Origin of the sequence: Pontibacillus yanchengensis (assembly GCF_009856295.1) — a bacterium.
GTDB classification, from domain to species: Bacteria; Bacillota; Bacilli; order Bacillales; family BH030062; genus Pontibacillus; species Pontibacillus yanchengensis_A.
Map to the genome: position 1 here is coordinate 151,773 of NZ_WMEU01000002.1, position 14,313 is coordinate 166,085.

At 37.8% G+C, this 14,313-nt stretch carries 12 protein-coding genes and 1 pseudogene; 10 read left to right on the forward strand and 3 right to left on the reverse strand.

Features of this window, described 5'->3' with window-relative positions:
- Window positions 1-6 precede the first annotated feature (6 nt).
- Both GLW08_RS07900 and GLW08_RS07905 read left to right on the forward strand, forming a co-directional pair.
- Window positions 7-2,352 (forward strand): endonuclease MutS2, encoded by a 2,346-nt coding sequence (locus GLW08_RS07900; RefSeq protein ID WP_160848061.1) that lies wholly within the window; start codon window positions 7-9, stop codon window positions 2,350-2,352.
- Window positions 2,353-2,373: 21 nt separating this feature from the next.
- Window positions 2,374-2,778, forward strand: a complete 405-nt coding sequence (locus tag GLW08_RS07905; protein ID WP_160848062.1) for a DUF350 domain-containing protein — start codon at window positions 2,374-2,376, stop codon at window positions 2,776-2,778.
- A gap of 164 nt (window positions 2,779-2,942) precedes the next feature.
- On the opposite strand, the gene GLW08_RS07910 is transcribed toward GLW08_RS07905, so the two are convergent.
- Window positions 2,943-4,499, reverse strand: a complete 1,557-nt coding sequence (locus GLW08_RS07910; RefSeq protein WP_160848063.1) for an ABC-F family ATP-binding cassette domain-containing protein — start codon at window positions 4,497-4,499, stop codon at window positions 2,943-2,945.
- 248 nt (window positions 4,500-4,747) lie between these two features.
- On the opposite strand from GLW08_RS07910, the pseudogene GLW08_RS22235 reads away from it, so the two are divergent.
- Window positions 4,748-5,379: pseudogene (locus tag GLW08_RS22235) on the forward strand (DUF421 domain-containing protein).
- 41 nt (window positions 5,380-5,420) lie between these two features.
- Here GLW08_RS22235 and GLW08_RS07920 read toward each other — a convergent pair.
- A complete protein-coding gene (locus tag GLW08_RS07920) occupies window positions 5,421-5,627 on the reverse strand; it encodes a hypothetical protein (RefSeq protein WP_160848064.1) in 207 nt (68 codons plus the stop codon).
- A 249-nt stretch (window positions 5,628-5,876) separates the two neighbouring features.
- Between GLW08_RS07920 and GLW08_RS07925 the strand changes: the two genes are divergently transcribed.
- The 7 genes from GLW08_RS07925 to uvrC all read left to right on the forward strand — a co-directional run bounded on the left by GLW08_RS07925 (window position 5,877) and on the right by uvrC (window position 13,602).
- Window positions 5,877-7,583 (forward strand): long-chain-fatty-acid--CoA ligase, encoded by a 1,707-nt coding sequence (locus tag GLW08_RS07925; protein WP_160848065.1) that lies wholly within the window; start codon window positions 5,877-5,879, stop codon window positions 7,581-7,583.
- A gap of 147 nt (window positions 7,584-7,730) precedes the next feature.
- A complete protein-coding gene (locus GLW08_RS07930; RefSeq protein WP_160848066.1) occupies window positions 7,731-8,321 on the forward strand; it encodes a TetR/AcrR family transcriptional regulator in 591 nt (196 codons plus the stop codon).
- 14 nt (window positions 8,322-8,335) lie between these two features.
- Complete coding sequence (locus GLW08_RS07935; RefSeq protein ID WP_160848067.1) at window positions 8,336-9,109, forward strand: enoyl-CoA hydratase; 774 nt, start codon at window positions 8,336-8,338, stop codon at window positions 9,107-9,109.
- A 17-nt stretch (window positions 9,110-9,126) separates the two neighbouring features.
- A complete protein-coding gene (locus tag GLW08_RS07940) occupies window positions 9,127-9,900 on the forward strand; it encodes an electron transfer flavoprotein subunit beta/FixA family protein (RefSeq protein WP_160848068.1) in 774 nt (257 codons plus the stop codon).
- A gap of 42 nt (window positions 9,901-9,942) precedes the next feature.
- Window positions 9,943-10,923, forward strand: a complete 981-nt coding sequence (locus GLW08_RS07945; RefSeq protein ID WP_160848069.1) for an electron transfer flavoprotein subunit alpha/FixB family protein — start codon at window positions 9,943-9,945, stop codon at window positions 10,921-10,923.
- Between the two features lie 345 nt (window positions 10,924-11,268).
- Window positions 11,269-11,583, forward strand: a complete 315-nt coding sequence (trxA, locus tag GLW08_RS07950) for a thioredoxin (protein ID WP_160848070.1) — start codon at window positions 11,269-11,271, stop codon at window positions 11,581-11,583.
- A gap of 216 nt (window positions 11,584-11,799) precedes the next feature.
- Window positions 11,800-13,602 (forward strand): excinuclease ABC subunit UvrC, encoded by a 1,803-nt coding sequence (gene uvrC / locus GLW08_RS07955; protein WP_160848495.1) that lies wholly within the window; start codon window positions 11,800-11,802, stop codon window positions 13,600-13,602.
- A 68-nt stretch (window positions 13,603-13,670) separates the two neighbouring features.
- Here uvrC and GLW08_RS07960 read toward each other — a convergent pair whose 3' ends face one another.
- The gene (locus GLW08_RS07960) at window positions 13,671-14,099 is read right to left on the reverse strand and encodes a DUF2507 domain-containing protein (RefSeq protein WP_160848071.1); all 429 of its coding nucleotides are present in this window, start codon (window positions 14,097-14,099) and stop codon (window positions 13,671-13,673) included.
- Window positions 14,100-14,313 lie beyond the last annotated feature (214 nt).

A 14,313-nucleotide genomic window follows, 5' to 3' on the forward strand; every position in this document is an offset into this window, starting at 1 on the left:
GAAACCATGAATGACCGCATATATCATGTCTTAGAATACAATAAAATTATAGAACAACTCGCGGCGCAGGCTTCATCCTCATTAGGAAAAGAACAAGCACAGAAGTTGAAGCCCTCCATTGATGTAGATGAAATACGCAAGTGGCAGGATGATACGGATGAGGCAGCAAATGTGCTCCGCTTAAAAGGCCATGCACCACTTGGTGGTATTTTTGATATTAAGCCTATTATTAAAAGGGCGACTATTGGTGGAATGCTTCAGCCAGAAGAGTGCCTTGATGTGGCAAGCACAATCTACGGTGGAAAGCAAATCAAGTCATTTATAGAGGAAATTGAAGAAGCGGATTTGCCTATTCTTAGAGAACTTGTCAGCCATATTGTTGCATTGAATGATTTAGAACGTTCCATTAAGAGTTGCATAGACGATCATGGGAAAGTGATGGATGGAGCATCGGATCAGCTTCGTACGATACGTTCTCGTATTCGAACAAATGAGAGTCGAGTACGAGATAAGTTAGAAGGATGGACAAAATCCAAAAGTAAAATGCTTTCAGACGCCATTATAACCATTCGAAATGATCGTTATGTATTACCTGTAAAACAAGAATATCGTGGGGCAGTTGGCGGTATTGTACACGACCAATCCTCTTCTGGAGCTACGTTATTTGTCGAACCACAAGCAGTTGTGGAACTAAACAACCAATTACAAGAAGCGAAAGTTCAAGAGAAACATGAAGTAGAGCGTATTTTGATGGAACTTTCCGAACGTGTAGCTGCAGATGAAGAGTACTTATACCAAAATGTCGAAGTGTTAGCTCAACTAGATTTCATGTTTGCTAAAGCGCGTTTCTCAAAGACAATAAGAGCTGCAAAACCATCTATTAATGATCAAGGTATTATTAAAATGAAACAAGCACGTCATCCTCTAATAGCAGATGATGAGGTAGTACCAAATGATGTCGAACTCGGTGAGGAGTATTCATCCATTGTAATAACTGGTCCAAACACAGGTGGTAAGACCGTTACATTGAAAATGGTAGGGCTTTGTTCCCTAATGGCTCAGTCAGGGTTGCAAATTCCTGCTCAAGATGGATGTGAGATGACAGTATTTGAGAATGTCTATGCTGATATCGGTGACGAACAATCGATAGAACAGTCATTAAGTACGTTCTCTTCTCATATGACAAACATTGTCGACATTTTGAAGGATGTTAATAATAAGTCCCTTGTCTTGTTTGATGAACTTGGTGCTGGTACGGATCCACAAGAAGGTGCAGCATTAGCCATGTCTATATTAGACGATGTTGTGAATCGTGGCGCAAAAGTAATTGCAACGACTCACTACCCTGAATTAAAAGCATACGGTTATAATAGGGACGGTGTAATTAATGCATCCGTTGAGTTTGATGTGCAAACATTAAAGCCAACCTATCGATTACTCATCGGAGTTCCTGGTCGTAGTAATGCATTCGAGATTTCTCGCCGCTTAGGCTTAGAGGAAAATGTAATTCAGACAGCCAAAGGTCATATGGGACAAGATTCAGAAAGCCTAGAGAATATGATTGCTTCATTAGAAGAATCAAAACGAGAAGCAGATCGAGACTATGAAGAGGCTGAGGCGTTGCTTCAAGAAGCAGAAGACCTTCATAGGCAACTAGAGCAAAAATGGGCTGAGTTTGAAGATAAACGAGAAGGTCTCTATAAAAAGGCTGAGGACAAAGCTCAAAAAGCAATCGATAAAGCTAAACAAGAAGCAGAAGACATCGTTGCTGAAATGCGTGAAATGAAAAATCAAGCGGAATGGAAAGAGCATGAATGGATTGAGGCTAGGAAAACCTTAGATGAAGCACAGCCAGAACTTTCAAAAAAACAAGCCAAACCACAACCAAAAAAGAATACTCAACCTAAACCCCTCAAACCTGGTGATGAAGTGAAAGTCATTTCATGGAACCAAACAGGCCATATCATTGAGAAAACGAATGAAAAAGAGTATCAAGTTCAACTTGGTATTATGAAAATGAAAGTAAAAGCAAATGACCTTGAGTTAATAAAAAGGGAAGAGCCAGTTAAACAAAAGCCAATGGCAACAGTTAAAGGCTCTAGTCATCATGTGAAACCTGAATTAGATTTACGAGGTGAACGTTATGAAGAGGCACTAAGTCGTTTAGAAAAATATATTGATGATGCTACCCTGGCAGGATATCCTCAAGTATCAATTATACACGGCAAAGGTACGGGAGCATTACGTAAAGGTGTAGAACAATTTGCCAAAGGACATCGATCTATTGCTTCATCTCGAGCAGGTGGCATGAAAGAAGGCGGCAGTGGAGTTACTGTATTAGAACTTCGTTAATAGAAATAAGGGAGAGGTTGAATGAACTTTTGGGAGAACCCCTTCGTAGAGACAGCAGCAAGCTTTAGTGTCGTGGTGTTATGTTCGGTAGTGTTTTTGGCAGTGTTTGAAATTGTAACGAAATATAATAATTGGGAAGAAATTAAAAAAGGTAATCTTTCGGTTGCTATGGCAACAGGGGGAAAGATTTTTGGGATTTCCAACATTTTTCGGTTTTCCATCCAGCATAATGACACGCTTGTTGAAATGATGTTATGGGGACTATGTGGCTTCGTTTTATTGTTAATGGGATATTTTATTTTTGAATTTTTAACTCCAAGCTTTCGAATTGATACAGAAATAGCAGATGATAATAGAGCAGTAGGTTTTATTTCTATGGTTATTTCTATTGGACTATCCTTTGTTATTGGAGCGAATATTGGGTAAGGGAGAGAAAAAGTGTGGAGACCCTTGCAAAAGTTTTAGGTGTTGTTTCCGTTGTTTTTATAGTAGCTGGAATCATTTATATGATGTTTTTCGCTTAATTTAGTTATACATAAAGGCCAACTCTTTTGTTAGAGTTGGCCTTTATTCGTTAGTAGATTCTAATTTTAAAATACCTTCGTTGTCCAATCTTCACAGTTCCAAACATCCGTCACAATATCCTGGTAAAATTCAGGTTCGTGGGAAATGAGTAAAATGCTTCCTTTGTATGCTTGAAGGGCTCGTTTAAGCTCTGCCTTAGCGTCCACGTCTAAGTGGTTTGTAGGTTCGTCTAAAACGAGAAGGTTGGTTTCTTTATTCATTAGCTTACATAAGCGAACTTTTGCTTTTTCTCCACCACTTAGCACTTGTACCTTACTTTCAATATGCTTTGGGGTTAACCCACAACGTGCTAATGCAGAACGCACTTCAGCTTGGTTGAAATGTCTGAACTCATTCCAAACTTCTTCTAAGCACGTTTCGTTGTTTTCAAATTTCAATTCTTGTTCGAAGTAACCTATTTCCAGATAATCTCCAAGTTGCACAGTACCTGAAACAGGTTGGATTTCTCCAAGAATCGAACGAAGCAATGTTGTTTTACCAATTCCATTAGCCCCGGAGAGAGCAATCTTTTGACCTCTTTCCATTTCAAGATTTAGAGGTCTAGATAATGGCTCGTTATAGCCTATCACAAGATCTTTTGTTTCAAACAAATACTTCCCAGGGGTGCGTGCTTGTTTAAAGTCGAATTTAGGCTTGGGTTTCTCACCAGATAATTCGATTTTATCCATTTTGTCGAGCTTCTTCTGTCTAGACATCGCCATTTTACTTGTAGCAGCATTTGCTTTATTACGAGCGACAAAGTCTTTTAATTGAGCGATTTCTTTTTGTTGCTTTTTATATGCAGCTTCAAGCTGTTGTTGTTTCATTTCGTAAACGCGAAGGAATTCATCATAGTCACCAGGGTAGCGTGTAATCGTTTGATTCTCCATATGATATATTAAATTCACCACGCTATTTAGGAAAGGAATATCATGCGATATGAGAATAAATGCATGATCATATTCTTGTAAATAACGCTTTAGCCACTCAATGTGTTCAACGTCTAAATAGTTTGTTGGCTCATCAAGTAGGAGAATATCTGGTTTTTCAAGAAGAAGCTTGGCCAGCAATACTTTCGTACGTTGTCCACCACTTAAATCATGGACATCGCGTTCAAGTCCTATATCATCTAAGCCAAGTCCTCTTGCAACTTCCTCTACTTTAGCATCGATAATGTAAAAGTCATTGTTTGTTAGAGCATCTTGAAGTTTTCCGGTTTCCTCTAATAATGTCTCTAACTCCTCTGGTTCGACTTCCCCCATTTTTGCAAAAAGCTCATTCATTTCCGTTTCCATATCGAAAAGGTATTGGAAAGCCGTTTTTAATACATCACGCATTGTCATGCCAGGTTTAAGATCAGCATGTTGGTCTAAGTATCCAACACGGACGCGTTTAGACCATTCCACTTTGCCTTCATCAGGTTGAAGTTTTCCTGTGATAATATTCATAAAGGTTGATTTACCTTCCCCATTTGCACCAATGAGTCCTATGTGTTCACCTTGGAGCAAGCGGAACGAAACATCGTCAAAAATGGCACGGTCTCCAAAACCATGACTCAAATTACTTACTGTTAATAAACTCATATATATATACACCTTACCTCATATTCTTAGTCATCCTTATTCATTATAAAGGTCTAAACCAAGAACCGATAGGGGGAGGAATACTTTTCTTAATGAAAGCCTATACATTCACTTCCATAAACTAACAAAATGTTTTTTGCTTTTTGGTAAATCCTACTAAAAGGGAGGGAGGGGGTTGTAAGAATGTGTTAGAAGTACTTTTAAGAGTATTGATTACGTTTGTAGTGTTACTTATCTTAACGAAGATAATGGGGAGAAAACAAATTAGTCAATTAACTTTTTTTAATTACGTTACTGGAATTAGTATAGGTACAATTGGGGGAAGTCTTACTATTGATGAAAATTTAGAGATGGTTACCGGATACACTGCTTTAATTGGATGGAGTGTACTCACGGTTGTAGCTGGATTTATAAATATGCATTCCAAAAATGTAAGGGGCATTGTTGATGGGCAACCAGTTGTATTGATTAAACAAGGAAAAATAATGGATGATGCAATGAAAAGACTACGATTGATTTAGATGAGGTAGTGCTACTGTTAAGAAACAAAGATGTTTTTTCGATACAGGATGTGGATTATGCGATCATGGAGACAAATGGAAAGATTTCAGTTTTAAAAAAAGAAATGAAATCATCTGCAACTAAACAAGACGTAAATGCTACTTATACTCAGCCTCAGTTCCCGACATCTATTATTATGGATGGGAATATTTTAGGTAAGAATCTCCGAGATCTGGGACTAAGTAAGGATTGGCTGTATAGTCAGTTGAAAATAAAAGGAATAGAAACATCTGAGGCAGTTTTTTATGCAGAAATCCAGAAAGATGGTTCTATCTTTATAGATGAATACAAGGACAACGTAAAAGGACGCCTTTTCTGATCAGCAGAAGAGGCGCTTTTAGAATTAATCTTTTTCTTTGTCTACAAAAGGTTTTCCATAGTCTTTTTGAAATCCTTCATTTTCTCATCAGGTTGCAATTCAATCGGATGATCTTTACGGTTCCAATCGACATTTGATTGGGATGTAACCCCCATCTTTTTTCCAGTTGAATCATTAATCACTCCTTCTTTCTCTCCATCTGGATGTGGAGACGTTTGGGAATGAGTGTTTTGTTTTTGATTTGGCATGAAATCATCCTCCTTCTACATTAAGTTAAGGAGTTTATAGTAAACCTATTCTATAATCGATGTGTTTTTGCCAAAAGACTTACTTATCACTATCCTACCTAGAGCGGAGGACATATGGACTGGTTATTCGAAATAATTCCAACTAAAGTTGTATTTGTAATCTTTTAAAAATTTAAAATAGTGATTCAAAATGTATGAACTTATCGTTATAATAAAGATAAGACTAAGTAAAAAGAAGGGGGTTTTGTAATGGAGAATTCGATAGAAAAACCATGGAGTAATCATTATCCTAAAGAAATTCCTACAACTCTTACGTACGATGAAAAGCCTTTGCAATCATTTTTAGAGGAAAGTGCTAAAGAATACCCTGAAAAGAAAGCGCTTCACTTTCTGGGGAGAGAAATGACATTCCATGAGCTATATGAGCAAGTTAAGTCTTTTGCAAGTTATCTTCAAAAATTAGGGTTAGAAAAAGGTGATCGAGTAGCTATTATGCTCCCAAATACACCACAGTCAGTTATAAGCTATTATGGAGTACTGATGGCTGGTGGGATAGTTGTTCAAACAAATCCTTTATATATGGAAAGGGAACTGGAGTATCAACTTAAAGATTCTGGTGCAAAAATGATTGTATGTTTAGATATTCTATACCCAAAGGTTTCTAATGTAAAAGGTCGTACGGATTTACAGCATGTTGTTGTAGCAAGTATTAAGGAATATCTACCATTTCCGAAAAACATTATTTACCCATTCATACAAAAGAGACAATATAAGCTTGTTGTGAATGTGGAACATAGTGAAGATACTCATGTATGGAGTCGTGCATTAGAGGAAGCTTCTGGTCAGGTAGCAGAAGTAGATATTGATCCTAAAGTGGACTTGGCATTACTTCAATATACAGGTGGAACAACTGGTTATCCTAAAGGTGTTATGCTTACCCATTCTAATTTAGTTTCGAACACACAGATGTGTAAAGCCTGGTTGTATAAAGCAAAAAAAGGTGAAGAAATTGTTTTAGGTATCCTCCCGTTCTTTCATGTTTATGGCATGACAGCAGTAATGAATCTTTCTATCATGTTTGCATCTAAAATGGTCTTATTACCGAAATTTGAAGTAGAAGATGTATTAAAAACAATCCATAAACAAAAGCCTACTTTATTCCCGGGAGCACCAACGATTTATATCGCTCTTTTAAACCATCCATCCTTAGCTAAATATGATCTCTCTTCTATTGAAGCTTGCATTAGCGGATCTGCTCCACTACCAGCAGAAGTACAGGAACAATTCGAAAAAGTGACAAATGGTAAACTAGTTGAGGGATATGGATTAACGGAATCATCACCTGTGACACACTCTAACTTTGTATGGTCCAATCGGGTTGGGGGGAGCATTGGGGTACCTTGGCCAGATACTGATGCTAAAATTTTCAAACCAGATACAACCGAGGAAGTAGAAGTAGGTGAGATTGGAGAAATTGCCGTAAAAGGTCCTCAAATTATGAAAGGGTACTGGAACCGACCAGAAGAGACTGAAAATGTTTTACGTGAAGGTTGGCTGCTAACAGGCGATTTAGGATATATGAATGAGGATGGATATTTCTTTGTAGTGGATCGTAAAAAAGATATGATTATAGCTGGTGGATATAATATTTATCCACGTGAAGTAGAGGAAGTTTTATATGAACACGAAGCTATTCAGGAAGTAGTTGTGGCAGGTATTCCAGATCCTTATCGAGGAGAAACTGTCAAAGCTTATGTGGTGCTAAAGCAACATTTCTCATTGACGGAAGAGGAATTAGATCAATTTTGTAGAAAACATATGGCGGCCTATAAAGTGCCACGTATATATGAATTTAGAGACGAATTACCGAAAACAGCAGTCGGAAAGATTTTAAGAAGAGCTCTGGTAGATGAAGAGAAAAAGAAGCAATCTATGGACAATCAAAAAACGGTCTGAGCCTATGGCTCTTTTTTCTTTTGGAAAAGTAGGACAAGTCTAATACTCATGATTGACAGGTACCATTCAGTTTTGTAAAATATAGATGAATGATGATTCATTCATTTTTTTAGAGACATGAGGTTAGACAGAGTAAGGGGATCGATTATGAAAAAAAATAAACCAAAATACAAACAGATTATAGACGCAGCTGTAGAAGTTATTGCGGAAAATGGATATCATTCTTCACAAGTCTCTAAAATAGCCAAAAAAGCTGGCGTTGCAGATGGAACAATCTATTTATACTTTAAGAACAAAGAAGATATATTGGTATCCTTATTTCAAGAAAAAATGGGACAATTTATCGAAAAAATAGAGGAAGAAATACAAACAAAGTCGAATGCAAAAGAGAAGCTACTATCAATGGTTGAAATGCATTACAGTCAACTTGCCGAAAATCATCAGTTGGCTATTGTTACTCAGTTAGAGTTGCGTCAGTCTAATAAAGAGCTTCGGCTAAAAATTAATGATGTATTAAAGCGTTATCTAGAAGTCATCGATCATATAGTGCAAGAAGGAATGGAGGAGCAACATTTTGATCCATCCTTAGATATGCGTCTCGTTCGACAGATGGTATTTGGAACCCTGGATGAAACTGTTACTAATTGGGTAATGAACGAGCAAAAGTATGATCTGATGCAACAGGCTAATGGTGTCCATCAACTTCTTATAAATGGATTATCACAAACAAGGGAATAAAGGAGGAACATTTAGTGGACCATCTTCAATTTGAAACAAAAGAACAGGTGGCTGTTCTTACAATTCAGAGCCCTCCTGCCAATGCCCTAGCTTCCTACATCTTGAATGACTTATCACAGGCGCTAGATCAAATTGAGCAGGATAGCACCATCAAAGCAGTTGTGCTTAGGGGAGAGGGGAAGTTTTTCTCTGCTGGTGCAGACATCAAAGAATTCACATCATTGCAAGCAGAGAGTGAATATAGCAATCTAGCAAAGCAAGGTCAAAATTTGTTTAATCGCATTGAAAACTACCATGTACCTGTGATTGCTGCAATACATGGTGCTGCACTAGGTGGTGGATTAGAGTTAGCCATGTCTTGCCATATGCGTATCGTTACGGAGAGCGCCAAGCTTGGCCTACCTGAATTATCATTAGGGATTATCCCCGGATTTGCTGGGACTCAACGTCTACCTCGATATGTAGGGCAAGCAAAAGCTTATGAAATGATTCTTTCCGGAGAACCAATCGGTGGAATTGAAGCTGCTTCTCTAGGATTAGCCAACCATGCTGTTGCTGATGAGGAACTGGAAAACACAGTCATGACCCTTGCTGGGAAAATTGCATCCAAAAGTGGACCATCCATTCATGCAGTTATGCGCTTATTACCATACACATTTACATCTAATTTTGAAAGCGGTTTATCAAATGAAGCTGAAGAATTTGGAAAAGTATTTGGGAATGAGGATGCCAAAGAAGGCGTTCAAGCGTTTATTGAAAAACGCAAGCCACAATTTAAAGACCAATAGAACTAGGGGGTAAGGTTATGAATATTTATGTTCTAATGAAACGTACATTTGATACAGAAGAGAAGATTGTGATTGAAGACAGTCGTATTGAAGAAGAAGGTGCAGAATTTATCATTAATCCTTATGATGAATACGCAATAGAAGAAGCTATTCAACTACGCGATGCGCATGGCGGTGAAGTTACGGTTGTTACAATCGGCGGAGAGGATGCAGAAAAGCAACTCCGAACAGCCCTAGCTATGGGAGCAGACAAATCCGTATTGATTAATACGGAAGATGATGTAGAAGATGGCGATCAATACACTACTGTTAAAATATTGGAAGCATTTTTTGCTGATAAAGATGTTGACCTAATCTTAGCTGGTAACGTTGCGATTGATGAAGCAAGTGGGCAGGTTGGCCCTCGCTTAGCGGAACGTATGGATATTCCGTATGTTACGACAATCACAAACATTGAGATTGATGGGGAAACAGTCCATATTGAGCGAGATGTAGAAGGTGATGTAGAGAAAATTGATAGCTCATTACCACTACTAGTTACGTGTCAGCAAGGCTTAAATGAACCTCGTTATCCATCTTTACCAGGTATTATGAAAGCTAAGAAAAAACCTCTTGAAGAGCTCGAACTTGATGATCTTGACTTAGATGAAGATGATGTAGAAATGAAAACAAAAACAATTGAAATCTATTTACCACCTGAAAAAGAGGCAGGTAAAGTACTTGAAGGAGAAACAGACGACCAAGTAAAAGAACTTGTAACGCTTCTACGTGACGAAGCAAAAGTACTATAAACATCTTCCATAATAAACAGCTATTAAGAAAGGGGAATCTTTATGAGTCGAAAAATGCTTGTAATTGGAGAAGCTCGTGATGGAGCTCTACGTAATGTTACATTTGAGGCAATTGCTGCCGCTGCAAAAGTGAGTGATGGTGGAGAAATTGTCGGAGTACTTTGTGGAGCGGAAAATCTAGAAGAAATGGGTCAAGAAATGATTTACCATGGAGCGGATCGAGTCGTAACCATTCAAAATGAAAAATTAAACACCTATACATCAGACGGATTTGGGCAAGCTGTAATGGCTGTAATCGAAGAAGAAAAACCAGAGGGTATTATTATGGGCCATACAGCAATCGGGAAAGATATAACTCCTAAACTTGCAAGTAAACTTGAAACAGGTCTTATCTCTGACGCGGTGGAAATTGAAGAAACCGGAGATAATATTGTGTTTACGCGTCCAATCTATTCTGGTAAAGCATTTGAGAAAAAAATCATAACCGATGGATTAATGTTTGCAACGATTCGTCCGAATAATATTAAAGCACTAGATCGTGATGACAGTAGAAGTGGAAGTGTTTCTGCTAAAGAAGTGGATATTGCTGACTTACGAACGGTTATTCAAGATATCATACGTAAGACATCAGATGGAGTGGATCTGTCTGAGGCGAATATCATCGTAGCTGGTGGTCGCGGTGTGAAAAGTGCAGAAGGTTTTAAACCGCTAGAAGAACTAGCAGATGTGTTAGGTGCTGCGTTAGGAGCTTCCCGTGGAGCGTGTGACGCTGAATACTGCGATTACTCCCTTCAAATTGGTCAAACAGGTAAAGTAGTAACACCTGATTTGTATATAGCATGTGGTATCTCAGGAGCGATTCAGCACTTAGCGGGCATGTCAAACTCCAAAGTGATAGTTGCGATAAACAAAGATCCAGAAGCCAATATTTTTAATGTTGCTGACTATGGAATTGTTGGAGACCTCTTTGACGTAGTGCCTAAGTTGACAGAGCAAATTAAAGAAATCAAAGTAAATTCTTAAGCAACAACAAAAAAGTGCTGTAATATACTTTTATTACAGTACTTTTTACTTTTTACGTCAGTGCTTATAATTAATCAGAGTTGATGCCTTTTATATAAGCGAAGAAGGCATTTAGTTTGTTGCTCATAAGTCCAGCTCCAGCGCCCAGCGACTAGCAAACTTCCTGTCTCCTTCTTACCATAAGTCAACATCGAACGCTTGCGCTTTTGTTATAAGAAATGAAGAATGTTATCATTCTTTATGGGTAAGGTAATATCAAACAGATTATTAGCGTGTGATGTATGAAAGTGATATACTTTGTTAAGAAATTCTAATAAACAGAAATAATTTAGGAGGAATTCACATATGTCTATCGTACATGCAAGTGATCAAAACTTCACGCAAGAAACAGGAGAAGGTCTAGTAATAGCAGACTTTTGGGCACCATGGTGTGGTCCTTGTAAAATGATCGCCCCTGTTCTTGAAGAACTAGATACAGAAATGAGCGATCAGGTTAAGATTGTAAAATTAGATGTAGATGAAAACCAAGAAACAGCAGGTAAATTTGGCGTTATGAGTATCCCAACGCTACTGCTTTTCAAAGATGGTAAAGTAGTGGATCAAGTAATTGGTTTCCAACCTAAAGAATCCCTAGTAGAACTTATTAACAAACATTCTTAATTGAAAAAACACTTGATCTTCAAAAACAGCCTGGGCTCCAGGCTGTTTTTTATATGTTGCGTCTGTTCTAGAGTGGTTTAGGTCTATGATCAAGAGCCGATTGGTTAGTAGTGTAGCAACATATTAAACGGTAAAATAAGAACATCACCTTTCAAAAGGTAGTGCAGATTCATGCTATACTAATAGCATGGTGTCAAACGAGGGAGAGTGATGAGAGTGCATGATAACATCAAAGAAAAACTCGCCGTTCTACCAGATCAACCAGGGTGTTACCTTTACAAGGACAAGCATGGCACCGTGATCTATGTCGGCAAGTCAAAAGTATTAAAAAATCGTGTTCGCTCCTATTTTACAGGTGCGAATGATGCTAAGACACAGCGATTAGTTCAAGAGATAATGGATTTTGAATACATCGTCACTACTTCTGAGCTAGAAGCGTTAATATTAGAAATGAATTTAATAAAAAAATATGATCCAAAATATAATGTGCTTCTAAAAGATGACAAAACGTATCCTTATCTTAAAATTACGTCTGAGAAACATCCGAAATTAATTGTTACGAGAAATATCAAAAAAGATAAAGGGAAGTATTTTGGACCATACCCAAACGTCATCGCAGCTAGAGAAACAAAGAGATTGCTAGATCGATTATATCCATTGAGAAAATGTAATACTATGCCAGATCGAGTGTGTTTGTATTATCATATGAATCAATGCCTAGGACCTTGTGAATTTACCGTTACTCAAGAACAAAACCAAAATATTGTTAATGAAATCACAAAATTCTTGAATGGTGGACACAAGGAAATCAAAGAGGAATTAAAAACAAAAATGTACCAGGCATCAGAGGGTATGGATTTTGAACGAGCCAAAGAGCTTAGAGACCAAATGCAGCATATTGATTCAGTCATGGAACAGCAGAAAATGACACTAAATGATCAAGTTAATCGAGATGTTTTTGGTTATTCATATAATAAAGGATGGATGTGCGTTCAAGTCTTCTTTGTTCGTCAAGGAAAACTGATCGAACGAGACGTATCCATATTTCCTTTTTTCGATGATGCGGAAGAAACGTTCTTAAGTTTTATCGGAAGGTTTTATCTTCATAAAAATCACCCGAAACCCAAACAAGTTCTTGTACCTGTAGGTGCAGATAAGGAAATGTTAAAAGAGTTGTTAGAGGTGGATGTTCATATTCCGATGAGGGGGAGAAAAAAAGAGCTAGTAGAATTAGCGCAAAAGAATGCTCAAATTGCCCTTGATGAGAAATTTTCTTTAATTGAGCAAAATGAAGAACGTACGATTAAAGCAGTGGAAGATTTGGGAGAGAAACTCCATATTGAAACACCCCATCGTATTGAAGCTTTTGATAACTCTAACATCCAAGGTGCAGATCCAGTATCAGCGATGGTGGTTTTTACAGACGGTAAACCCGATAAGAAGGAGTACCGTAAGTATAAAATCAGAGACGTTCAAGGACCGGATGATTACGACACCATGAGGGAAGTTATTCGTCGTCGATATAAACGAGTAGTAAAAGAAGGGTTGCCACTTCCAGATTTAATTTTAGTAGATGGCGGTAAGGGACAAATGACTGCTGCTCAAGAAGTGTTAGAAAATGAGCTAGGCTTGGATATCCCATTATGTGGATTAGCGAAAGATGATAAGCACCGAACTAGTGAATTATTATATGGTGACCCGCCTACTATGGTTGATATGGACCGTCAATCTCAAGAATTTTATCTTATTCAACGTATTCAAGATGAAGTTCACCGCTTTGCTATTTCCTTTCATCGACAATTACGAGGTAAAGGTGCTATACAATCTGAATTGGACGAGATACCTGGAGTAGGTGAAAAACGCCGTCGTCTTTTACTAAAACATTTTAAGTCTATTGAAGGTATTAAGAATGCGGAGATTGCTGACTTTACAAAACTAGGAGTCCCTACCAACGTAGCTCAAGGTATTCTTGATTATTTAAACCAAGATCATGAAGAACCCCACGAAGAAGAACTTTAAATGTAACACCCTGTCTCTTTTAAGGAGTGACAAGGGTGTTAATAAAGCCTATCGCGTGTTTTTTGGTGTTACGTAACAACTTCAAAGTTAACGGATTGATTTTGTTTATCAGCTTCGTAGGCACATTCAGCTTGCTTATCTTTTAAAAGAGAGAGTTGTTCTGCTAGGAAGCCAGCTTCAAGTTTATAAGAGTAGGGTGGGTCATATGATAAGCGCTTGGAGGTCCACTCTCCTTTTAGGGAGAAGTGATACTCGTTCTTTTTCTCCTTTTCTAAGGTTATGTGCCCCCATCCCATTGTGGTAAAGAATGTTTCAATTTCATCTATAGTATGACATGGGTAATAACGTGCCAAGTTTTTGCCCATTATATAGAGAATGGTATCTGTTTCTTTTCCCAATAAATCAGGAAGAAGTTGTGTACGCAATACTTCATGCCCAATCAAGGAAGAAGGGATGTCTTTATATTGGTGGAATAGATTTGCGATTTGATCATTCATTTTGTTCATCCTCTCTATCTTCTTCTACTTAATTATTACAGGCAGATAGGGGTATGCGCAATGGATAAAGATAGCATGATGAGATAAGATAAGAAATGCATTCGAGTTTTTAGACGTTTAGGTCGTCAAATGTTAAGATATATAGTATTACATCAAATGGTCCTGTTAACTGTTTCCATTCTAGATACCATTTTAGTAACAAGTTTTCTTGACG

Excerpts from the sequence above, each read along its gene's own strand:
- GLW08_RS07900 (WP_160848061.1), top strand. The coding sequence starts at position 7 with ATGAATGACCGCATATATCATGTCTTAGAATACAATAAAATTATAGAA.
- GLW08_RS07905 (WP_160848062.1), top strand. The coding sequence starts at position 2,374 with ATGAACTTTTGGGAGAACCCCTTCGTAGAGACAGCAGCAAGCTTTAGT.
- GLW08_RS07910 (WP_160848063.1), bottom strand. The coding sequence starts at position 4,499 with ATGAGTTTATTAACAGTAAGTAATTTGAGTCATGGTTTTGGAGACCGT.
- GLW08_RS07920 (WP_160848064.1), bottom strand. The coding sequence starts at position 5,627 with ATGCCAAATCAAAAACAAAACACTCATTCCCAAACGTCTCCACATCCA.
- GLW08_RS07925 (WP_160848065.1), top strand. The coding sequence starts at position 5,877 with ATGGAGAATTCGATAGAAAAACCATGGAGTAATCATTATCCTAAAGAA.
- GLW08_RS07930 (WP_160848066.1), top strand. The coding sequence starts at position 7,731 with ATGAAAAAAAATAAACCAAAATACAAACAGATTATAGACGCAGCTGTA.
- GLW08_RS07940 (WP_160848068.1), top strand. The coding sequence starts at position 9,127 with ATGAATATTTATGTTCTAATGAAACGTACATTTGATACAGAAGAGAAG.
- GLW08_RS07945 (WP_160848069.1), top strand. The coding sequence starts at position 9,943 with ATGAGTCGAAAAATGCTTGTAATTGGAGAAGCTCGTGATGGAGCTCTA.
- trxA (WP_160848070.1), top strand. The coding sequence starts at position 11,269 with ATGTCTATCGTACATGCAAGTGATCAAAACTTCACGCAAGAAACAGGA.
- GLW08_RS07960 (WP_160848071.1), bottom strand. The coding sequence starts at position 14,099 with ATGAATGATCAAATCGCAAATCTATTCCACCAATATAAAGACATCCCT.